This is a genomic window from Tatumella ptyseos ATCC 33301 (genome assembly GCF_000735525.1).
Taxonomy (GTDB): domain Bacteria; phylum Pseudomonadota; class Gammaproteobacteria; order Enterobacterales; family Enterobacteriaceae; genus Tatumella; species Tatumella ptyseos.
This window is the reverse complement of sequence record NZ_JMPR01000041.1, coordinates 1-22,359: the sequence shown is the minus strand read 5'-3', so window position 1 is coordinate 22,359 and position 22,359 is coordinate 1. Positions and strand designations below refer to the sequence as shown.

General features: G+C 48.1%; 16 protein-coding genes. 12 read left to right on the top strand and 4 right to left on the bottom strand.

The features are described from left to right. From GTPT_RS13285 to GTPT_RS13255, 7 genes are all read left to right on the top strand, one after another. Positions 1-1,344 carry a replication-associated recombination protein A gene (locus GTPT_RS13285; RefSeq protein ID WP_156022696.1) on the top strand — a complete coding sequence of 448 codons (1,344 nt, stop codon included), beginning with the start codon at positions 1-3 and terminating at the stop codon, positions 1,342-1,344. A 96-nt stretch (positions 1,345-1,440) separates the two neighbouring features. After that, positions 1,441-2,733 (top strand): serine--tRNA ligase, encoded by a 1,293-nt coding sequence (serS, locus tag GTPT_RS13280; RefSeq protein WP_029990812.1) that lies wholly within the window; start codon positions 1,441-1,443, stop codon positions 2,731-2,733. A gap of 1,055 nt (positions 2,734-3,788) precedes the next feature. Continuing rightward, a complete protein-coding gene (locus GTPT_RS13275) occupies positions 3,789-4,268 on the top strand; it encodes a Csu type fimbrial protein (RefSeq protein ID WP_025902861.1) in 480 nt (159 codons plus the stop codon). A 24-nt stretch (positions 4,269-4,292) separates the two neighbouring features. Next, positions 4,293-5,006, top strand: coding sequence for a fimbrial biogenesis chaperone (locus tag GTPT_RS13270; RefSeq protein WP_025902860.1), 714 nt, complete (start codon positions 4,293-4,295; stop codon positions 5,004-5,006). A gap of 58 nt (positions 5,007-5,064) precedes the next feature. Then, complete coding sequence (locus GTPT_RS13265; protein WP_235501127.1) at positions 5,065-7,314, top strand: fimbria/pilus outer membrane usher protein; 2,250 nt, start codon at positions 5,065-5,067, stop codon at positions 7,312-7,314. Continuing rightward, the gene (locus GTPT_RS13260) at positions 7,305-8,261 is read left to right on the top strand and encodes a Csu type fimbrial protein (RefSeq protein ID WP_029990815.1); all 957 of its coding nucleotides are present in this window, start codon (positions 7,305-7,307) and stop codon (positions 8,259-8,261) included. Before GTPT_RS13265 ends, GTPT_RS13260 begins: the two co-directional genes overlap by 10 nt. Before the next feature lie 829 nt (positions 8,262-9,090). After that, a complete protein-coding gene (locus tag GTPT_RS13255; protein ID WP_029990817.1) occupies positions 9,091-10,242 on the top strand; it encodes an MFS transporter in 1,152 nt (383 codons plus the stop codon). Between the two features lie 50 nt (positions 10,243-10,292). Here the strand turns inward: GTPT_RS13255 and pflA are convergent, their stop codons facing one another. The 4 genes from pflA to ycaO form a co-directional block, all read right to left on the bottom strand. Beyond that, positions 10,293-11,033 carry a pyruvate formate lyase 1-activating protein gene (gene pflA / locus GTPT_RS13250; RefSeq protein WP_025902856.1) on the bottom strand — a complete coding sequence of 247 codons (741 nt, stop codon included), beginning with the start codon at positions 11,031-11,033 and terminating at the stop codon, positions 10,293-10,295. Positions 11,034-11,182: 149 nt separating this feature from the next. Then, positions 11,183-13,465 (bottom strand): formate C-acetyltransferase, encoded by a 2,283-nt coding sequence (gene pflB / locus GTPT_RS13245; RefSeq protein WP_025902855.1) that lies wholly within the window; start codon positions 13,463-13,465, stop codon positions 11,183-11,185. Between the two features lie 88 nt (positions 13,466-13,553). Then, positions 13,554-14,414 (bottom strand): formate transporter FocA, encoded by an 861-nt coding sequence (focA, locus tag GTPT_RS13240; RefSeq protein WP_025902854.1) that lies wholly within the window; start codon positions 14,412-14,414, stop codon positions 13,554-13,556. Positions 14,415-14,745: 331 nt separating this feature from the next. Then, entirely contained in the window at positions 14,746-16,509 is a 1,764-nt protein-coding gene (gene ycaO, locus GTPT_RS13235; RefSeq protein WP_025902853.1) for a 30S ribosomal protein S12 methylthiotransferase accessory factor YcaO, read from the bottom strand. Between the two features lie 291 nt (positions 16,510-16,800). Here ycaO and serC point away from each other — a divergent pair, with 291 nt between their 5' ends. The 5 genes from serC (at position 16,801) to ihfB (ending at position 22,319) form a co-directional block, all read left to right on the top strand. Next, positions 16,801-17,886, top strand: coding sequence for a 3-phosphoserine/phosphohydroxythreonine transaminase (gene serC, locus GTPT_RS13230; protein ID WP_025902852.1), 1,086 nt, complete (start codon positions 16,801-16,803; stop codon positions 17,884-17,886). Positions 17,887-17,962: 76 nt separating this feature from the next. After that, positions 17,963-19,243, top strand: coding sequence for a 3-phosphoshikimate 1-carboxyvinyltransferase (gene aroA, locus GTPT_RS13225; RefSeq protein ID WP_029990818.1), 1,281 nt, complete (start codon positions 17,963-17,965; stop codon positions 19,241-19,243). Between the two features lie 200 nt (positions 19,244-19,443). Further along, positions 19,444-20,127 carry a (d)CMP kinase gene (gene cmk, locus GTPT_RS13220; protein ID WP_025902850.1) on the top strand — a complete coding sequence of 228 codons (684 nt, stop codon included), beginning with the start codon at positions 19,444-19,446 and terminating at the stop codon, positions 20,125-20,127. Positions 20,128-20,252: 125 nt separating this feature from the next. After that, positions 20,253-21,932 carry a 30S ribosomal protein S1 gene (rpsA, locus tag GTPT_RS13215; RefSeq protein ID WP_025902849.1) on the top strand — a complete coding sequence of 560 codons (1,680 nt, stop codon included), beginning with the start codon at positions 20,253-20,255 and terminating at the stop codon, positions 21,930-21,932. 90 nt (positions 21,933-22,022) lie between these two features. Beyond that, positions 22,023-22,319, top strand: a complete 297-nt coding sequence (gene ihfB / locus GTPT_RS13210; RefSeq protein ID WP_025902848.1) for an integration host factor subunit beta — start codon at positions 22,023-22,025, stop codon at positions 22,317-22,319. The last annotated feature ends 40 nt before the right edge of the window (positions 22,320-22,359 follow it).

Here is a 22,359-nt window from a genome sequence, read left to right as displayed (position 1 = left end):
GTGGATACACTTTCTCTGGATTTCGCTGCAAACGATTTTCAGCCCCTGGCCGCACGTATGCGGCCTCGAACACTGGCTGAATATGGCGGCCAGCAGCATCTGCTGGCCGCAGGTAAACCCCTGCCGAGAGCCATTGAAGCCGGTCACCTGCATTCTATGATCCTCTGGGGCCCTCCGGGAACCGGTAAGACAACATTGGCAGAGATTATCGCCCGGTATGCGAATGCCGGTGTCGAGCGTATTTCTGCGGTTACCTCCGGGGTCAAAGATATCCGTGAAGCTATTGCGAGGGCGGATCAGAGCAGACAGGCAGGTCGCAGGACGATCCTTTTTGTGGATGAGGTGCACCGCTTTAATAAAAGTCAGCAGGATGCTTTTCTGCCGCATATAGAAGACGGAACCATTACCTTTATCGGCGCTACGACAGAAAATCCCTCTTTTGAACTTAATTCGGCACTGCTTTCCCGTGCCCGGGTCTATCTGCTGAAATCACTGACGGTTAACGACATTGAGGACGTGCTCAGTCAGGCAATGTCCGACAGTGAACGCGGACTCGGCGGACAGAATCTGCAATTACCGGACGATACCCGGAAGATGATAGCGGAGTTAGTGAACGGGGATGCGCGCCGGGCGCTGAATACACTGGAGATGATGGCGGATATGGCTGAACCAGATGCCGGGGGGATGCGAATACTTACTCCGGCGTTATTAACCGAAGTCGCCGGCGAACGTACCGCCCGCTTCGATAATAAAGGTGACCGCTTTTATGATCTGATTTCAGCGTTGCATAAATCCGTTCGCGGTTCAGCCCCGGACGCAGCCCTTTACTGGTATGCACGTATTATTACCGCAGGCGGTGATCCTCTGTATGTTGCCCGACGCCTGCTGGCGATTGCTTCAGAAGATATCGGTAATGCTGACCCGAGAGCGATGCAGGTCGCGCTGGCAGGCTGGGACTGTTATACCCGGGTGGGTCCGGCCGAAGGAGAAAGGGCGATAGCACAAGCGATTGTTTATTTATCCTGCGCGCCAAAGAGTAATGCGGTATACCGGGCTTTTAATGCTGCTATGGCATCTGCCAGAGAAAATCCTGATTATGATGTTCCGGATCATCTCCGTAATGCACCGACCCGACTAATGAAAGAAATGGGGCTCAATAAAGGTTACCGTTATGCCCATGATGAGCCTAACGGCTATGCCGCTGGTGAGGAGTATTTTCCGCCTGAAATGGCCGGTTCGCGCTATTATTCACCAGTTGAACGCGGTCTGGAGACGAAAATTGCAGAAAAGCTGGCATGGCTGACTGAACAGAATCAAAATAGCCCGACAAAACGCTACCGCTGATAAAAACATTACGGTAAGGTGAGTAGCAACGTTATTTCGTTTTGTGGATCTCTCCCGACGATTTTTTCATATTATTAACTCATACACAGGATTAGTATGCTCGATCCCAATCTGCTGCGTAATGAGCCAGACGCAGTTGCAGAAAAACTGGCACGCCGGGGATTTACTCTGGATGTTGAGACGTTACGTTCTCTTGAAGAACGTCGTAAAGTTTTGCAGGTAGAAACCGAAAATCTCCAGGCGGAACGTAATTCACGATCCAAATCCATCGGTCAGGCCAAAGCGCGTGGGGAAGATATCGAGCCACTGCGTAAGGAAGTGAATGAACTGGGAGAGCGACTGGAAGCTGCCAAAGCAGAACTGGACGCACTTCAGACGGACATCCGTAATCTTGCACTGACATTGCCAAACCTGCCAGCAGATGAAGTGCCTGAGGGGAAAGATGAGCAAGATAACCTGGAAGTCAGTCGCTGGGGTGAACCTCTGAAGTTTGATTTCCAGGTACGTGACCATGTGGATCTGGGTGAGCTTGCCGGCGGGATGGATTTTGCCTCTGCGGTTAAGCTGACCGGTTCACGTTTTGTGGTGATGAGAGGGCAAATTGCCCGTATGCACCGTGCCCTGACGCAATTTATGCTGGACCTGCACACCGGTGAACATGGTTATACCGAGATGTATGTCCCTTATCTGGTGAATCAGGATTCATTATACGGCACCGGTCAGTTACCAAAATTTGGTAACGACCTGTTCCATACTCGTCCGCTGGAAGAAGAAGCCGACAGCAGTAATTATGCGTTGATCCCGACAGCGGAAGTTCCGTTGACGAATCTGGTCCGTGATGAAATTCTGGACGAAGAAAATTTACCGCTGAAAATGACGGCACACACACCTTGCTTCCGTGCTGAAGCCGGGTCATACGGTCGTGATACCCGCGGATTAATCCGTATGCATCAGTTTGATAAAGTCGAAATGGTGCAGGTTGTTGCTCCGGAGACGTCGATGCAGGCGCTGGAAGAACTGACCGGTCATGCAGAGAAAGTTCTGCAGTTACTGGAACTTCCTTACCGCAAAATGCTGCTATGCACCGGCGATATGGGCTTTGGTGCCACTAAGACTTACGACCTTGAGGTCTGGTTACCGGCACAGGATACCTATCGCGAGATTTCCTCCTGTTCAAATATGGCTGACTTCCAGGCTCGTCGTATGCAGGCACGTTGCCGCAGTAAAACCGAGAAAAAACCGAAGCTGCTGCATACTCTGAATGGGTCAGGACTGGCGGTCGGACGTACTCTGGTGGCTGTACTGGAAAACTACCAGCAGGCCGATGGTCGGATCCGTGTTCCGGAAGTCCTGAAGCCTTATATGAATAATCTGGACTTTATTGGCTGATCCTTCATGCTGATCAAAAACCTGCCTTTCGAAAGAACGGCAGGTTTTTTTTTGCCTGTAAAACAGCCTGTTAAGGATGCTCTCGATACCGTCGTGCCGGGCACTGAATGTTTCTCATGCCAGTGATGAACAGAGCTAAACCGTACTAAAAAAGCAGTACTATTACTGGCAGGTATGTATTCCGGAATGATGCTTATGCATGCCTGCTGACTTCCTGTGAAGCAAGCAGGTGAGGGGCTTCTCAGACAGGCTTACAGTGTCCCGGGATAATGGGCTTAGCCATAATCAGAAGAAGAATATACCGCACCCTACTGCGTATAGTTACCTGCCTAATGTTTATGCATCAATAGATATCATAATAAAAGGCGTGTATTCGATAGGCTCAGAATAATTAACCAACGAAACGAAATCGCAAATAAGAATATTAATAATAACCAGAACATTTACCGCGAAATATAGAATAGCCCTGAAATATATAGCACCCTGATTAAAACGACAAGTGACAAAAAAGCATTAAAAACCCAGTGTTTTATCTGGTTAAAAAATAAACATGTATGGAATATATATACGTACTTATGAATAAAAGAGTTATTTTGGTGAATACATAATCAGGTCAATGCCTTTAGAGTAATTTTATTGTAAAGATAACGATATTAATCAAGGCTATTTGTAATTTACGACGATATTTTAGTCTTGAAAAGAGGTGTTTAGACGATTTATAAGCTGGATTAAATGACTGATTAATAGTTTTTCCCTATTAATGCAAGGCGGCACCTTAGAGTATTTAATTGCATATTATTTATTTATATAGTGTTCTGTGCTAAAATTTTGAATATTAATAGTTATATACTCTAAAAAATATCTCCATCATGGGTTTTATTGATGCTAACTTCATTGATAGTTATATTTGATCATTCATCTGCGTTGGATTTTTATTATTGACGAGTATAATGCTGCCGCACTACGAATCATTTGAATCGCTAATCTGTTTATTCAGGTACTCCGGCGATCTTCTGATTGAACATACCAACCAAAAAAATAAAAAGAGAAAGAATATGTTGAAAAAATCACTGTTAATGATTTCTGTAACTTCATCTTTAGTTTTTACTTCTGCAAGTTATGCAGATACTTCTGCTTATACTGAGCAGGCAACTGCCAATATGAATGTGTCGCTGACAGTATTAAAGGCATGTAGTATTACTGCCAGTGATATGTCTTTTGGTAAGCAATACAGCAACGCGGGTGACTTATCTGTTTCAACCACAGCGTCGGTCGTTTGCACCAAAAATACGCCGTATAAGGTTTCGTCTGATAGTTCACATGATTATGAAATGTCAGATACTAACGGAGACAAAATTGCCTATAGTCTCTATACTGATAAGACTGCAACGACACCATTTACCACAGGTAGCACTGGTACCGGTAGCGGTGTTGCTCAGAGCATTAACATTTATGGCCAGGTAAGTTCAGCTGCATTGCAGGTTGCACCTGCTGGCGATTATACTGATACAGTAATGCTGACTGTAGATTATTAATTATTTTCCTGGCTGGTAAGGTATATGACTCGTATCTGTTATTTTTTCAGTATCCTGATTGCGACTTTTGTCTTTTCTTCTTCATATGCCGCCAGCTTACAGGTTTTCCCCGTGAATATTAATTTTTCACAGGGAGAAAATGTCAAAGCAATATATGTAAACAATACGGGTGCCGATCCTATCAGCGCACAGGTTCGGGTCTATAAATGGACGCAGCAGAATGAAACTGATGTGCTGACAGAAACTCAGTCTCTGATAGTCAGTCCGCCCATTACAGCAATACCGCCAGGCAAGCAGCAGTTATTACGTATTATCCTTCCTGTCCCGGCAGGGCCATCTGAGCAAACTTACAAACTGGTTGTAGATGAATTGCCCGGAGCTGCAGATACTAGCGGAAAGCGTGCTGTAAGATTCTTACTGCGTTACACACTTCCGGTATTTATTAATACGCCTCAGAGCGTGCCAAATTTAAGTAACATTAATTTTTATCTGGATACTCATTCTGTTCCTGAAAAACTGCGCATCGTAAATAATGGGCCGGAACACTTGAAACTGAGTAATGTAATTTTATCTTCAGGTAAGCATCAGGTAACGATTAACCAGGGGTTAATGGGGTATGTTTTAGCACATAGTACCCGTTCATGGTCTTTGCCGAAAGGCAGGTACTCCGGTTCAACACTTACTTTTACCACTAATGATGATTCGACAACAAAAACAGTCCCGATCACTATCCAGTAAATATTTTTTATATACATCGCTTATCGTTTCTTCGTCTGTTTTTGCTGCTCCGGATGAAATGCTATATCTGAATATTTCTGTCAATGGAGCATCCATTCCTGGTCTGTTTCAGATTTCAAAAAATGGTAATAATTTTTATATTTCTGCTGAAGATGCGAAAAAATTAAATATTAATACTCAGCAGTTACCATTAAAAAATAATCATTTAGATCTGAGCAGTCAGCCCGGACTCGTGATCAATTATGATGCCTTAAATCAGATCCTGGAAATAAAAGCAGATAAGCACTGGCTGGGGGGGGATCAAAAGCTCAATAGCCAGCAGCATTCCGGCTTTATTTCCAGCCAGCAATTCTCTCCGGCAGTGAAAGGGATGGCTCTGAATTATGACCTCTATGCCAGCCAGGATATTTCAGGGCAGGACTTAACCGCTTATACGCAGTTACGTTCTTTTGGCATCGGCCCGGGGAATTTCAGCAGTTCCTTTAACAGTCGTTTTGAGGACCTGGAGGGGAATACGGAGAATGACACACAGCGTCTTATGACAAGCTGGAGTTATGACAATCCGGAAAAACTGCTGAGTGTCACCCTGGGCGATAGTTATACCGGTTCGCAATCATGGACTAACAGCGTCCGTTTCGGCGGACTCAGCATTTCTCATAACTATAGTTTGCAGCCAAACTTTAATACCTCAACACAGGATGTATTATCAGATACGACAGCATTACCGTCGACTGTCGATCTCTATGTGCAGGGGATTAAACAATCGTCAGAACATGTGAATCCCGGTCAGTTTACTCTGACAACCTCACCATTTTTTACCGGTAGTAATACGGCTCAGGTCGTGATCACCGATATTAATGGTCAGCAACGCGTCATCAATCTCAATCTTTATGGTTCTGACCTGTTACTGACTAAAGGGTTGAATACCTGGAGTCTGAACGCAGGCTGGATCCGTGAGAATTACAGCTACAGATCGTTCAGTTACGATCCTGATTTGATGGCAACAGGCAACTGGCGTTATGGACTGGCCGATAACCTTACTCTTGAGGGGCATACGGAACAGGGGCAACCTCTTCAGAACGGTGGCTTAGGATTTAACTATTTGCTCTCCCCGGAACTGGGGATTGTTCATAGTGATTTTTCTGTCAGCCGCCATGACGGAGATTCCGGCGAGCAATGGGGGATGGGCTGGCAATGGTCGGATCAGCGCTTTAGTGCTTCCGTGTCGCAAACGCGGCGCAGTACGGCTTATCGTGATATGTCAGCGCTGTCAGATAGCACCTTAGCCACACATTCCGATAATGCATTTATCAGTTGGTCTTTCAGGCATATCGGTACCGTCGGTATGAGCTGGATTAACCGTCAGTATCCGGAAACACATCAGCAATATGCAGGTTTTTCATGGTTTAAGACGTTCGGTCAGCGTTTTAATATCGCGACCAGCCTGACGCAATCGATGGAGGATACACACGATAAGACGGTATATATCAATCTGTCGTTCCCGCTGACAGATCATCAGTATGTATCGATTCAGCGGTCGCAGGGAAGTCAGTCGACGTATAACCAGCTTAGCTGGTCACGTTCTCTGGACTCTAATAAACCAGGCTGGGGGGGCAATCTGTCGGTGCAAAACGGGGATAACCCGAATACCCATGCAGACTATCGTCAGCGGACTACCTGGAGTGATTTGGAGCTCGGCTATAACCGGTACAACCAGCAGAATAATTATTACGCATCTATGACCGGAGCTGTTGGGTTCTTTATGGGGCATTTCTATGCCACCCGGGAACTGGGTGATGCGTTCGCTATTGTTGATACTGCAGGGGTACCGAATATTCCTGTATATCTTCAGCACCGACCGGCAGGTAAGACGGATAAGCATGGGACATTGTTCCTGAATGATCTGGATCCTTACTTCAAAAATGATATTACGATTGATGTGCTGTCTCTGCCGCTCGACTACCGCGCACTTTATACCGAGCAGGAGATCATCCCTAAAGGGGGAGGCGGGGCGATAGCATCGTTCTCGATTTATCGCACGCATGCATTACTGATTATCGGTAAACAGGCAAACGGGACGGCGTTACCTTTTGCAGCCGCGGTTGATGTAACAAACGCCGAGGGGCTGACTGCCGATAAAGGGACAACCCATACGGTAGTTGGCTATGAAGGCAATATCTATCTGGAAGATCCTCCGGCCAGTGGTGACGTCGTTGTCCACCGTACCGGCGGAGATTGCCGGATAAAATTACCAGCACAGTTGCCCGCAGAGCAAAATGTGGTGCAGATGGAGGCGATATGCCAGTGATCAGAGTTATTCTGTTAATAATCGTTGCCGGGATCGGATTCAGTTTTTCTTCCGGCGCTTCTGCCGATCCGTATTGCTGGACAAATGGCGGGACGAGTTTCGCTTTTGGTACAGTGACAGCGGGGCAGTCGGCATCGACGTCGGCTCAGGTTCCCCTGTCATGCCAGAATTATACTTCAGCCCCGACCTATATCAGAGCATGTCTGACATTGCAGGATAATGCGCCATTGTCTATGCATCTCAATCCGGATAATGGCTATCCGTTGTATTTTAATTTGTATCCAACGACTGATCCCGATTCGCCGTTAAGTGCAAGCAGCACTGTCTATGCTCAGCAAGATCTGGTGCTCGCTTCAGGACAGCAATCAGGGTTAAATATTCCTTTGATTGCAAAGATTATCGCCGGACAGAGTAAGCTTTCGGCAGGTGACTACTATAACTATAATTTCACAACGATTACTAAGTACAGCTATGCCAGCAGCGCGTCTCAACTGCCTTCCTGTGCGTCAATGCCCGCCACAAAAGTGTATCAGGCATCCAGTGGGGCCAGTGCAGTGATCAAAAATGGTTGTCAGATAAACAATGTCAGTGACCTGAGCTTCGGTGAACAAAGCCCGGCGGCTTCATCCACATTGTCGACAACTTCCACCTCAACAATCACGGTGACCTGCCCTGTGAATACATCTTTCTCAGTAGGGCTTGGTAGCGGGCTTCATAGCCAGCAATCAACCCGTTATTTGTGTAACAGTTCAGATAATCAGTGTGTGTCTTATAAGCTGTATCAGGATGCTGCACACAGTAAGGTATGGGATAACACCAATACTCAAACGTTCTCTTCAGCAACCGGTTCCAGCCAAAGTATGACCGTTTATGGTGTGGTCCCTTCCCAAAGCTGGCCAACGCCTGGCAGCTATAATGATACAGTGACCGTGACACTAAATTATTAATCTGCTTTCCGGCTTGTACTCTGCCCGACTCAGGGCGTTTTACAAGCCGGCTTCAGTAACACCTGATGTATTTTCCCCCGCTTCACCCAAATTCTGCTCATCCCTTGTTCTGTTAAAACAGATGATTTTCTTAAAACTGATTAAAATCATAAAAAATATTAATTTCATTTGTAAATATTCGCACCCTCTTGTATATCTAAGACAACAGGTAACAGAGATTACCTAAAGTAGTTTTATATTTTAAACATTTAACCAGGGCGGAAAGCATTAGCCTGCTGCATTTATTGCAAGAGGGGGTGGTAAATGCGATATCCATACAGAAGTATCAGAGTTTTAGTTTTTTCAGCTATTTTTTCAGCAATGAGTCTGATGGTAGCTTTTCCGGCATCGAGTCAGATAGTTGAGGCCTCTTTGGGAGTACATTTGCAGGTGGTTAACCGCTGTGCAATGTTACTAGAAGCCTCAGCAGGTGATATCTCAGTGCATTGCAACAGACACGTAGCCTATAGGATTTCTGTTCGTCCGGATGTGGTGAATGTGGATGGTATGAACCGTGTGGTGGTGAGTTACTAAAAAGATATATAAAAAGGAAAATCTGACGCTATCAGAGGATGTATCCGTGGCAGAGCTTCTATGTCCTGCCCGATATTGCTACCTATCTTTATGCCCTGAAGTGATTAAACTGTTAATTTACACAGACCCTGCCTTTCCCGTTTTCTCATCAATTTCCCTGTACGACAGCAAAAAATGCTCTGCTTATTTTTGTTAATTGACTTTAAAATTGTTGGTGCCATTATTCGCCACATTATTTCCTTCTGTGGTTATGGCTATGTCTGCATGGTCCCGTCCCGTATTGCTTTTACTTAGTGGTTTATTGTTATTAACCATTGCGATTGCGGTGTTAAATACGCTTGTGCCTTTGTGGCTGGCTCATGACCGGTTTGCGACCTGGCAGGTTGGCGTCGTCAGTTCCGCTTATTTCTCCGGTAACTTACTCGGTACGATCATTGCCGGCAAAGTGATTCGCCGGCTCGGTTTTAACCGCAGTTATTACTTTGCTGCTGCGCTGTTTGCAATGGCGACCGGGGCTTTGCTCATCGCTGGCGGTTTTGCAGGCTGGACGTTGTGGCGTTTCCTGGCAGGGACCGGCTGTGCATTAATCTGGGTTGTTGTCGAGAGTGCTTTACTGTGTTCAGGTACACCGCGCAACCGCGGACGCCTGTTGGCAGCGTATATGATCGTTTATTATATTGCTACGGTGTTGGGGCAGTTACTGGTCAGCTTCGTTTCCGATAAAGCAGGTTATGTACTGCCTATGCTGGTGATGCTGATTATCGTAGCCTTCCTGCCATTACTGTTTACCCGTATTAACACCCCTGAAATCGCGGATGAAGCTGAAACGCCTAATGTTCGTGAGATGTTCAGCCGTCATTCTTCTCGCTTAGGGATCAATGGCTGCATCCTGTCCGGTGTGGTGCTGGGTTCATTGTATGGCTTACTCCCCTTATACCTTTCACATCGTGGCATGAGTGACTCGAATGTAGGCTATTGGATGGCATTATTGGTCAGTGCTGCGATCCTCGGGCAGTGGCCGATCGGTCGGCTTGCAGATCGTTTCGGGCGTCTGATGGTGTTACGGATCCAGGTATTTATGGTGATACTGGGCGCTCTGGCCATGTTATCTCAAATGGCAATGGTACCGGCGTTGTTTATTCTGGGATGCTCCTGTTTTACGCTCTATCCGGTGGCCATGTCATGGGCTTGTGAGAAAGTGGCACATCATGAACTGATTGCTATGAACCAGGCTTTGCTGCTGAGTTATACCATTGGCAGCCTGCTGGGGCCGGTAATGACCTCATTGCTGATGGAACACTACTCGGACAATATTCTGTTTACTATGATTGCAGCCGTGTCTTTTGTTTATCTGGTGATGTTACTGCGAAAAGCAGACCACCAGACGACCCCGGTAGCACATGCCTGACTCTCAGACTAACGACAAAAAAGGGCTGCTGGCCCTTTTTTGTCCGGAGATCAGTAAATGACCTTATGACCATAACCGGCAATAATGGCCTTAATTCTTTCCATTGTTTCTTTCGGTGGAGGCCGGACGCCTTCGAGCTGATAGTCTTCACCCATGGCCGTCCATTTATGTTTGCCCAGCTCATGATAGGGCAGCAGTTCAACCTTCGTAATATTATCCATCGGCGCGATAAACTGTCCCAGTTGATGGGCTGATGCATCATCATCGCTGTACCCCGGCACGACCACGTAACGTATCCAGGTATTCTGCCCACGTTTGTGTAAATACTCTGCAAATTCCAGCATCCGATGATTTGGCACACCGGTCAGTTTCTGGTGGATCTCATCATTAATTTGTTTCAGATCCAGCATAACCAGGTCTGTCACATCAAGCAGTTCGTCGATCACTTTATCATAACGGCGAACGAAGCCATTGGTGTCCAGACAGGTATCAATGCCTGCCTCTTTGCAGGCCCGGAACCAGTCACGAACAAACTCTGCCTGCAAAATTGCCTCACCGCCTGATGCCGTCACTCCACCGCCGGAAGCCTTAATATAGTGACGGTAAGAGAGAAGGTCATCCATCAGTTCCTTAACTGATACCTCTTTACCGCCATGGATATCCCATGTATCCCGGTTATGACAATAGAGACAGCGAAGCAGGCATCCCTGAAAAAAGACGATAAACCGGATCCCCGGTCCGTCAACGGTTCCACAGGATTCAATAGAATGAATATGACCAGTCACTGACATGGAATGGCTCCTCTTTTTACCTGCAACGGTGTATGCAGGGCGGGTATTCAACAGGCTACGATGGTCGTATTGTTATCTAACCGATAATAAAACAACGCAAGTAAAAAGGCTCCTTTTAAGGAGCCTTAATCGGTCATGACTCAGTGGCTTCAGATAGACTGAGTAAACGTACGGGTAATGACATCATGTTGCTGTTCTTTCGTCAGAGAGTTGAAGCGAACGGCATAACCTGAGACACGAATAGTCAGTTGCGGATATTTTTCCGGATCTTCCATCGCTTCCAGTAACATTTCACGATTCATAACATTTACGTTTAGATGCTGTCCACCCTCAATTGCTGATTCATGGTGGAAGTAGCCATCCATAAGACCTGCCAGGTTTGCTTTACGCACATCATCATCTTTACCCAGCGCGTTAGGCACAATGGAAAAGGTATAAGAGATGCCATCTTTCGCATAGGCAAACGGTAATTTCGCGACGGAAGTCAGTGATGCAACAGCACCTTTCTGGTCACGTCCATGCATCGGGTTAGCCCCCGGACCGAAAGGTGCGCCAGCCCGGCGACCATCCGGGGTATTCCCGGTTTTTTTACCATAAACCACATTGGACGTAATGGTCAGGACAGACTGCGTTGGCACCGCATTGCGATAGGTATTCAGTTTCTGAATTTTTTTCATAAAACGTTCTACCAGGTCACACGCGAGGTCATCAACACGTGAATCGTTGTTACCGAATTGCGGATACTCCCCTTCGATATCAAAGTCGATGGCCAGGCCATTCTCATCACGCACCGGCCTTACTTTTGCGTATTTAATGGCGGAAAGTGAGTCAGCAGCGACAGATAACCCGGCGATACCACACGCCATAGTGCGGTAAACATCACGGTCGTGTAGCGCCATAAGGGCAGCTTCATAGCTGTATTTATCATGCATGTAATGGATAATGTTTAGCGCAGTGACATACTGAGTCGCCAGCCAGTCCATAAAGTGATCCATCCGGTCCATCACTTTATCAAAATCCAGCACCTCATCGGTCATTGGCGCTTCTTTCGGACCGACCTGGATTTTCAGTTTCTCATCCATGCCCCCGTTGATGGCATAGAGCATCGTTTTCGCCAGGTTAGCACGGGCGCCGAAGAACTGCATTTGTTTACCGATCACCATCGGGCTGACACAACAGGCAATTGCATAGTCGTCACTGTTGAAATCCGGACGCATCAGGTCATCGTTTTCATACTGGATAGACGAGGTATCGATAGAAACTTTTGCCGCAAATTTTTTGAAATTCAGCGGCAGGTGTTCTGACCAAAGGATGGTCATGTTAGGTTCCGGTGAAGGTCCCATGGTGTAGAGGGTATTCAGGAAGCGGAAGGTACTTTTGGTGACCAGTGTCCGGCCGTCAAGCCCCATCCCGGCCAGTGATTCTGTTGCCCAGATAGGATCCCCGGAAAACAGTTCATCATATTCCGGTGTCCGCAGGAAACGAACCATACGTAATTTCATGACCAGGTGGTCAATCAGTTCCTGAGCCTCATCTTCACTGAGTTTTCCTGCACGGATATCGCGTTCAATATAGATATCGAGGAACGTTGAGACGCGGCCAAAAGACATGGCCGCACCGTTCTGTGATTTTACGGCGGCCAGATAGCCGAAATAAGTCCACTGAACGGCTTCCCGGGCGTTTGCCGCCGGTACAGAGATATCACAACCGTAACGGCTGGCCATCTCTTTCATGTCTTTTAATGCCTGATATTGATCCGCGATTTCTTCCCGCAGGCGGATGGTATCTTCCAGATTTTTACCGCTTTCAAGATCACTCTGAAGAGAACCAAACTGTGCAAGTTTGTCTTTCATCAGGGCATCAATACCATACAGTGCCACACGACGATAATCACCGATGATCCTGCCGCGACCGTAGGCGTCAGGTAAGCCGGTCAGGATACCGGATTTACGGCAGCGCATGATATCGGGGGTATAGACATCAAAAACCCCCTGGTTATGGGTTTTACGGTAGTCAGTGAAGATTTTTTTCAGTGACGGGTCGAGCTGGCGGCCGTAAACCTGACAGGAGCCTTCCACCATACGGATACCGCCATAAGGGATCAATGCACGTTTGAGCGGGGCATCCGTTTGCAAACCAACGATTTTTTCCAGGGACTTATTAATATATCCCGCATCGTGAGAAGTGATTGTGGAGGCAAGGTCAGTATCAAAATCGACCGGTGCATGGGTACGGTTTTCGATTTTAATCCCTTCCATGACTTTATCCCAAAGCACGGTGGTGGCTTCGGTCGCAGTACTCAGGAAGGTTTCATCGCCTTCATAAGGAGTGTAGTTTTTCTGGATAAAATCGCGGACATTAATGCTGTCCTGCCATTCACCCGCAGTGAATTCCTGCCACGCCAGGGTCATTTTTTCGTTGAGTTCAGTCATGATATGCCTGCCTTATTAAGTTGAGTTGAACGCACTGGCAGCATTATGCGTGCCTGGCGGTACAAAGAATCCGTAAGGTAACGAGCGGTCACTGACTGACACCGTCGTTACGCAGATAAATCATCCAGTAAGTTAAGCCTACTAACAGGCCTCCGCCGAGAATGTTGCCCAGGGTGACCGGAATCAGATTGTTCAGAATAAAATGTCCGGGGGTCAGGGAGGGGAATTGATCTGCTGAGATCCCCGCCGTTTGCCAGAATTCGGGAGACGCAAAGTTTTTGATGATGATCCCTAAAGGGATCATGAACATATTAGCAATGCTGTGCTCAAAACCGCTGGAGACAAACATTGTGACCGGTAAAATCATGGCAATCGTTTTTTCGGTGAGTGAACGACCGGCATAACTCATCCACACAGCCAGACAGACCAGCAAATTGGCCAGTATTCCCAGCACGACAGCCTCAACAAAGGTATGGTGCATCTTATGGTCAGCCGTTTGCAGGACATTCATTCCCCAGCCTCCGTTTGCCAACATATGCTCTCCGGAAAACCAGATTAACCCGACAAAGAAAAGCGCACCAAACAAATTTCCTATGTAGACGTTGACCCAGTGCCGTGCGAGCTGACCCCAGCTGATACGTTGACTGGCTTTAGCGACCACCATAAGGACGGTTGATGTAAAAAGATCGGCACCGCAGACCACGACCAGAATCAGCCCGAGTGAAAAACAGAAACCGCCTGCCAGTTTTGACAAACCGTAAGGCAGAACAGCACTCCCGGTCGTCGCGGTGATGTAAAAGGTAAACGCGATGGAGATAAATACGCCGGCAGTGATAGCCAACAAGAACGTGGTTAAGGGATGTTTCGAGGCTTTATACACCCCGGTATCTTCGGCAACTTTAGCCATGGCTGCCGGCATCAGTAAATCAAAAGGATTGTCAGTTTTCACACTAACCCCTCCGGGTATTTCGCTGAATTAAGCGTAACAAAACGGCTATGAAGGCAACTTGATATGGATCATCATTCACCTCTGCAGGCAGAGTAAAAGGGGGGGTTTTAGAGGTGTTTTTAGGTTAATTCATTGAAATAAAATGATAAAATTTATTTTAAAAAATATCCTTATTTTTGATTTTTGTGCTATCGCCCTACCGTACGGTAGTTGTTTTACCGGGAGAGCTGTGCCGGAAAACAGGCTCGTCATTAAAAGAAGAAAAGCGGGGGGCAGAAAGAAAAACAGCGCCGTTCTCACGGCGCTGTCGGGAATGCTAAAAGGCAGGGGATCAGCGTGTTTTCCAGTGCTCACGTTTGGCGTTCTGGAGTTTCTCATAAGCTGCCAGCAATGACTGATGTGCAGGGAAGGCCTGCAGATCGGTATCCACAGGATGTAATCCATAGAAAGGCGCTTCACCGCTGAGGGCGGCAGAGGCGGCTTCAACGGTATCACTGCCGTACATCCGGTTAAACGCGTTCAGATATTCCACCGCAGTACGTTCATCTTCCTGAGCCAGTAACAGTAATGTCTGCAGACAGCGGTAGTAATTTGCCCGTTCAGCACTGAAGACAGAACCATTAAACTCAATGGTCCACTCTGTCCAGATCAGGGCCTGCTCTGTATCACCTCCGGCCAGGGCAAGCATGGCTTTCAGCTCACCGACACGCAAGGTAGACCAGCCACTGTCTTTACCGGTTGCCAGACCGAGCAGTTCACGCACCCGGGTGAAATCATCCAGACCTTCATCATCTATCCGCGTGATCAGATCCAGATAATCCTGAGCCTCCCACTCACTGTCAGGCAGACTCAGGAAGAGATCACGGAAATCTGCCCCCATGTTGTTATTAGCCAGCATCAGGTCTTCTGCAGGATAAATATCTGACATGCCAGGGACGATAATACGGCAGGCATAAACCCCGAGATGTTCGTAGTCCGCAATATAGACTTCCTGCTGCTCCGCTTTAAAGATATTCATCAGCGTCGTAAATTCTTCGCCAGTCGTGCCGGAGAAAGACCAGTCAGCAAACGGATAATCAGGCGTGTCTTTGAACATATCCCAGGAAATCAGGCCGCTGGAATCGATGAAGTGCGTTTCCAGATTGGTGTGTTCAGCGACTTCTTCATCATCGAATGTTGGCGGTGTGAAGACGTCGAGATCTTTCAGGCTACGGCCCTGTAACAGTTCGGTGACGGTACGCTCCAGAGCCACACCAAAGTCGGGGTGTGCGCCGAATGAGGCAAAACAGGTGCCATTCGCGGGATTAAACAGCACGACACAGATCACCGGATACTTGCCACCCAGCGATGCATCATAAGCAAAAATAGGGAAACCTTCGGCTTCCAACTGACCGATAGCCTCAGTCACGGCAGGATAACGCGCCATCACCGCATCAGGAATTTCCGGCAGACTGATGGACTCAGCAATAATGCGGTTTTTGATATAACGCTCGAAGACTTCAGAAAGCCCTTGTACACGGGCTTCACTCGCGGTATTCCCTGCCGACATGCCGTTAGAAACATACAGGTTACCGATGATATTCATCGGAATATAGACCGTTTTGTTGTCCGACTGTCGGGTGAACGGCAGGGCGCAGATCCCGCGTTCATCATTGCCGGATTGTAAATCGATCAGCAGGCTGGCCCCCAGAACATCATCCGGGTCATAAAATTTACGTAAACCTTCATCGAGCAGCCCTTCCGGCAGGCTGTCATCTTCCGTCAACGGGAACCATTTTTCGTCCGGGTAATGTACAAAATCACCTTCTGAGATACGGTTGCCCAGCCAGAAATCGGCAAAGAAATAGTTAGTGGATAAACGCTCGAAGTATTCACCCAGCGCCGAGGCCAGTGCCGCTTTGCGGCTTGCGCCTTTACCATTAGTAAAGCAGAGCGGACAATCGCGATCGCGGATATGTACTGACCATACATTGGGGACAGGGTTCAGCCATGAGGCTTCTTCAATATTGAAGCCAAGTGCCTGTAATTTGTCCTGGAACCGGGTAATGGAATCTTCCAGTGCAGCATCTTTGCCAGGTATAAATGTTTGTGTCATGGGCCGCGTTCTCCCGGGGATCATGAGTAATTGAGTTGCCGGCAATGATACGGATTTTCTTTCTCTATCGCTATGAGGATGAATGAAAATTCTTACCCGCACAGAATGCGGCGGCTGAGGGAGCCTGCAGGCCTGTAAACGGTGGCAGGATAAAACACCAACGCCATGAAGGAACAGGGGGATATCCTTTAAAATCATCTCCGGCAGAGATTTATTATTGCAGCGTTATTGCCGCAGTGATAAAACCGGTAAGTACCGGATAATCATTCGTTGTAACCATGGTGAGTATAAATGACGCAGGTGTATAATTTTAGTTCTGGCCCCGCAATGTTGCCAGCAGAAGTACTTCGTCGTGCACAGCAGGAACTGACCAACTGGCAGGGACTTGGCACGTCTGTAATGGAAATCAGCCATCGCAGTAAAGAATTCATCCAGGTGGCGGAAACGGCTGAGCAGGATTTTCGTGATCTGTTGAAAATCCCTTCGAATTACAAAGTACTGTTCTGCCATGGTGGCGGGCGCGGGCAATTTGCTGCTGTCCCTGGCAACCTGCTCAACGGTGCAAGCCATGCGGATTATGTCGACGGGGGTTACTGGGCACATAGCGCCATCAAAGAAGCTGAAAAATTCTGTACGCCAAACACTATCGATATCAAAGTCAGTGAAGAGGGCAAAACGGCGCTTCTGCCGATGAGCCAGTGGAAACTGAATGATAATGCGGCTTATGTTCACTATTGCCCGAATGAAACGATTGATGGCACGGCGATTTTCGAACAACCGGATTTCGGCGATAAAGTGGTTGTGGCTGACTTTTCGTCCACCATTTTGTCCCATGAAATTGATGTCAGCCGTTATGGTGTGATTTACGCGGGTGCTCAGAAAAATATCGGTCCGGCCGGGCTGACACTGGTGATCGTCCGTGAAGATTTGCTCGGCAAAGCCCGTACCGATTTACCGTCAGTCTTTAATTATTCCGTGCTGGCAGACAACGGTTCGATGTTTAACACCCCACCGACCTTTGCCTGGTATCTCTCAGGGTTAGTGTTCCAATGGCTGAAAGAGCAGGGGGGGGTACCTGCAATGGAAAAACGTAACCAGCAGAAAGCGGATCTCCTGTACAGCACCATTGATAACAGTGACTTCTACCGGAATAATGTGGCAGCAGCCAACCGTTCACAGATGAATGTGCCTTTCCAGTTGGCGGATTCTGCGCTGGATAAACTTTTCCTGGAAGAGTCTCTGAGTCAGGGACTGCATGCGTTGAAAGGCCACCGTGTGGTCGGCGGAATGCGTGCTTCCATCTATAACGCTATGCCACTGGCTGGCGTACAGGCCCTGACTGATTTTATGCTGGACTTTGAACGTCGCCACGGCTGATACCCCCGGGGATGCCGGTTTTTGTGTTTACCCCGTCATGGACGGGGTTTTTGTCTTTTAAAAAGAGTGATTTTACATGTCGGATTCTCTGACCTTACAACCTGTTGCCCATGTTGAGGGCACCGTAAACCTGCCGGGTTCTAAAAGTGTTTCAAACCGGGCCCTGTTACTTGCTGCCATGGCGAAAGGTACGACACGCCTGACCAACCTCCTGGACAGCGATGATATTAAACATATGCTGAACGGATTGTCCCTGCTCGGGGTTCAGTATTCACTTTCTGACGACCGTACCGAATGTGTTGTGACCGGGACCGGGGACGCATTACGCTCCCCGGGCGCGGTTGAACTGTTTCTGGGGAATGCCGGTACCGCAATGCGTCCGCTGGCCGCGGCGTTAAGTCTGGCCGGCAATGATATCATCCTGACCGGTGAGCCTCGCATGAAAGAACGGCCGATTGGCCATCTGGTCGATGCTTTGCGTCAGGGCGGCGCGGAGATTACTTACCTGGAAAATGAAGACTATCCGCCACTGCGTATTGGGGGAGGTTTCACCGGGGGCGAGATCAGTGTGGATGGCAGCGTCTCCAGCCAGTTTCTGACGGCGTTACTGATGGCGGCACCTCTGGCCCCGCAACAGACGGTTATTACTATCAAGGGTGATTTGGTCTCGAAACCTTATATCGACATTACGCTTAACCTGATGAAATGCTTTGGTGTTACGGTAGAAAATCAGGCCTATCAGCGTTTTGTTATCGAAGGAGGGCAGCAATATCTGTCTCCCGGTGATTACCTGGTCGAGGGAGATGCATCCTCCGCCTCTTATTTTCTCGCGGCAGCGGCCATTCGTGGCGGTACCGTGCGGGTGACCGGCATTGGCCGGAACAGCGTTCAGGGTGATATCCGTTTTGCGGATGTGCTGCAGAATATGGGCGCGGAGGTCGAATGGGGTGACGATTATATTGCCTGTCGCCGTGGCAGTCTGAAAGGTATCGATATGGATATGAACCATATCCCTGATGCGGCCATGACCATTGCGACGACCGCGCTGTTTGCTGAAGGCACTACGCGGATGACCAATATCTATAACTGGCGTGTGAAAGAGACCGATCGTCTGGCGGCGATGGCAACGGAACTGCGTAAAGTGGGTGCGGTGGTTGAAGAAGGCCATGATTACATCGAAATCACACCACCGCAAAAGCTTCAGCATGCGGATATCGCGACCTACAATGACCACCGTATTGCGATGTGTTTCTCGCTGGTGGCACTTTCAGACACGCCGGTGACTATTCTTGATCCGGGCTGTACGGCGAAAACATTCCCTGATTATTTCCGGCAGTTTGCGGCATTGAGTCAGTAAAAATTGCCCGCGATGATAAATTATCGTCTATGTTTATTCTCAGCACCGGGACACCGGTGTTGAGAGATTAGCTGAAAATGTTGTTTTCCTGGCTGACTGACAGCATAAGCCTCTGCTACTTATTACGTTTAAGAGAAGGTATACTGATAGCTGATGGCGTTTTTACAGGCTGAATTCAGTAAAGTGACAAGGAGATAACGATGACAACAGTCCCGGTGATTACCATTGATGGCCCGAGCGGAGCAGGAAAGGGTACGTTATGTAAAGCCCTGGCTGAAACATTGCAATGGCACTTACTTGATTCAGGGGCTATCTATCGGGTGCTCGCATTGGCCGCTTTGCATCATCAGGTGGATATCAGTTCCGAAGAAGCATTAGTTCCTATCGCTGCCCATCTGGATGTCCGCTTTGTGTCGGTAGAGGGCGAGTTGCAGGTGATCCTCGAAGGTGAGGAAGTCACCCACGAAATCCGTACCCAGGAAGTCAGCAATACCGCATCTAAAGTCGCCGCTTTCCCGCGCGTTCGTGAGGCATTACTGCGTCGCCAGCGCGGATTTAAAGAAGCACCAGGCCTGATTGCGGATGGCCGTGATATGGGCACCGTGGTCTTTCCGGAGGCCCCGGTGAAGATATTTCTCGATGCAAGTGCAGAAGAAAGAGCGCAACGACGCATGCTACAGTTGCAGGAGAAGGGCTTTGATGTTAACTTTGAGCGCCTTTTATCCGAGATAAAAGAACGGGATGATCGGGACCGCAATCGTGCAGTGGCACCTTTGGTTCCTGCAGCGGACGCGCTGGTGATTGATTCGACCGGCATGACTATCGACCAGGTGATTGAAAAATCTCTGAATTATGCGAAGTCCTTGCTGAAGAGTTTCGATTAATTCCCGGGGAACACCGTACAGAATGCTTTACCTTCGTTTCATGGATGAGGCGAAGAATGTGAAACAACCCCATCCGACATGATGTCAGATGGACGTTAAATTGAAGAATCCTGAAGATTATCAATATGACTGAATCTTTTGCTCAACTCTTTGAAGAGTCGCTGAATGAAATCGAAACCCGTCCGGGTTCCATTGTTCGTGGTGTTGTTGTTGCTATCGACAAAGACATCGTCCTGGTTGATGCGGGCCTGAAATCTGAATCTGCAATTCCTGCAGAGCAGTTCAAAAACGCAGCCGGCGAACTGGAAATCCAGGTAGGTGACGAAGTTGATGTAGCCCTGGACGCTGTCGAAGACGGCTTCGGTGAGACTCTGCTGTCCCGTGAGAAAGCTAAGCGTCACGAAGCGTGGATCACGCTGGAAAAAGCTTACGAAGAAGCTGAAACTGTTACCGGTGTTATCAATGGCAAAGTCAAAGGCGGCTTCACTGTTGAGCTGAACGGTATTCGTGCGTTCCTGCCAGGTTCACTGGTAGATGTACGTCCGGTTCGTGATACTCTGCACCTGGAAGGCAAAGAGCTTGAATTCAAAGTAATCAAGCTTGATCAGAAACGTAACAACGTCGTCGTTTCACGTCGCGCGGTTATCGAATCTGAAAACAGTGCTGAACGTGATCAGCTGCTGGAAAACCTGCAGGAAGGCATGGAAGTCAAAGGTATCGTTAAGAACCTGACTGACTACGGTGCATTCGTTGATCTGGGTGGTGTTGACGGTCTGCTGCATATCACTGATATGGCGTGGAAACGTGTTAAACATCCAAGCGAAATTGTTAACGTTGGCGACGAAATTACAGTTAAAGTACTGAAATTCGACCGCGAACGTACCCGTGTATCTCTGGGCCTGAAACAGCTGGGCGAAGATCCTTGGGTTGCTATCGCTAAGCGTTACCCGGAAAGCACTCGTCTGACCGGCCGTGTAACCAACCTGACTGACTACGGCTGCTTCGTTGAAATCGAAGAAGGCGTTGAAGGTCTGGTACACGTTTCTGAAATGGACTGGACTAACAAAAACATTCACCCATCTAAAGTTGTTAACGTGGGCGATGTTGTTGAAGTTATGGTTCTGGACATCGACGAAGAACGTCGTCGTATCTCCCTGGGTCTGAAGCAGTGCAAATCTAACCCATGGCAGCAGTTCGCAGAAACCCACAACAAGGGCGACCGTGTTGAAGGTAAAATCAAGTCAATCACTGACTTCGGTATCTTCATCGGCCTGGACGGTGGCATCGATGGTCTGGTTCACCTGTCAGACATCTCCTGGAACGCGACCGGCGAAGAAGCTGTTCGTGAGTACAAAAAAGGCGACGAAATCGCTGCCGTTGTACTGCAGGTTGATGCAGAGCGCGAGCGCATCTCTTTAGGCGTTAAGCAGCTGGCTGAAGATCCTTTCAACAACTACATCACACTGAACAAAAAAGGTGCGATCGTAACTGGTAAAGTTACTGCAGTTGACGCGAAAGGTGCTACAGTTGAATTAGCTGACGGCGTTGAAGGTTACCTGCGCGCTTCTGAAGCTTCACGCGACCGTATCGAAGATGCGACTCTGGTTCTGAACGTAGGCGACGATGTTGAAGCTAAGTTCACCGGTGTTGATCGTAAGAACCGCGTTGTAAGCCTGTCTGTTCGTGCGAAAGACGAAGCTGACGAGAAAGATGCAATTGCTACTGTTAACAACAAACAGCAAGACGAAAGCACCTTCTCTAATGCGATGGCTGAAGCATTCAAAGCAGCATCTAAAGGCGAGTAATTGCCCTGAAGAGACAGACAACGGTGTAATGCTGTTGTCTGTTCAGGCAAGCTGTCAAAAAGTTCCCTAAAGGAAATCACCGGAGGATTCATGACTAAGTCAGAGTTGATCGAACGCCTTGCCAGCCAGCAAACTCATATACCGGCTAAGGCTGTTGAGGATGCTGTTAAAGAGATGCTTGAACATATGGCATCGACCCTGGCACAAGGCGAACGCATCGAAATCCGGGGATTTGGCAGTTTTTCTTTGCACTACCGTGCTCCCCGTACTGGCCGTAACCCGAAAACGGGTGACAAAGTGGAACTGGAAGGTAAATACGTTCCCCACTTTAAACCAGGAAAAGAGTTACGTGACCGTGCGAATTTAGCGGTTAATGCCAAAGCCTGAATTTCAGAAGATGCTAAAAACGATACCTTAGGGTATCGTT

What these genes read in the sequence shown, in the direction of transcription:
- pflB (WP_025902855.1), bottom strand. Translation starts at nt 13,465, where the DNA reads ATGACTGAACTCAACGAAAAAATGACCCTGGCGTGGCAGGAATTCACT.
- GTPT_RS13260 (WP_029990815.1), top strand. Translation starts at nt 7,305, where the DNA reads ATGCCAGTGATCAGAGTTATTCTGTTAATAATCGTTGCCGGGATCGGA.
- ihfB (WP_025902848.1), top strand. Translation starts at nt 22,023, where the DNA reads ATGACTAAGTCAGAGTTGATCGAACGCCTTGCCAGCCAGCAAACTCAT.
- ycaO (WP_025902853.1), bottom strand. Translation starts at nt 16,509, where the DNA reads ATGACACAAACATTTATACCTGGCAAAGATGCTGCACTGGAAGATTCC.
- cmk (WP_025902850.1), top strand. Translation starts at nt 19,444, where the DNA reads ATGACAACAGTCCCGGTGATTACCATTGATGGCCCGAGCGGAGCAGGA.
- aroA (WP_029990818.1), top strand. Translation starts at nt 17,963, where the DNA reads ATGTCGGATTCTCTGACCTTACAACCTGTTGCCCATGTTGAGGGCACC.
- GTPT_RS13275 (WP_025902861.1), top strand. Translation starts at nt 3,789, where the DNA reads ATGTTGAAAAAATCACTGTTAATGATTTCTGTAACTTCATCTTTAGTT.
- serS (WP_029990812.1), top strand. Translation starts at nt 1,441, where the DNA reads ATGCTCGATCCCAATCTGCTGCGTAATGAGCCAGACGCAGTTGCAGAA.
- pflA (WP_025902856.1), bottom strand. Translation starts at nt 11,033, where the DNA reads ATGTCAGTGACTGGTCATATTCATTCTATTGAATCCTGTGGAACCGTT.
- GTPT_RS13270 (WP_025902860.1), top strand. Translation starts at nt 4,293, where the DNA reads ATGACTCGTATCTGTTATTTTTTCAGTATCCTGATTGCGACTTTTGTC.
- GTPT_RS13255 (WP_029990817.1), top strand. Translation starts at nt 9,091, where the DNA reads ATGTCTGCATGGTCCCGTCCCGTATTGCTTTTACTTAGTGGTTTATTG.
- serC (WP_025902852.1), top strand. Translation starts at nt 16,801, where the DNA reads ATGACGCAGGTGTATAATTTTAGTTCTGGCCCCGCAATGTTGCCAGCA.
- rpsA (WP_025902849.1), top strand. Translation starts at nt 20,253, where the DNA reads ATGACTGAATCTTTTGCTCAACTCTTTGAAGAGTCGCTGAATGAAATC.
- GTPT_RS13265 (WP_235501127.1), top strand. Translation starts at nt 5,065, where the DNA reads ATGCTATATCTGAATATTTCTGTCAATGGAGCATCCATTCCTGGTCTG.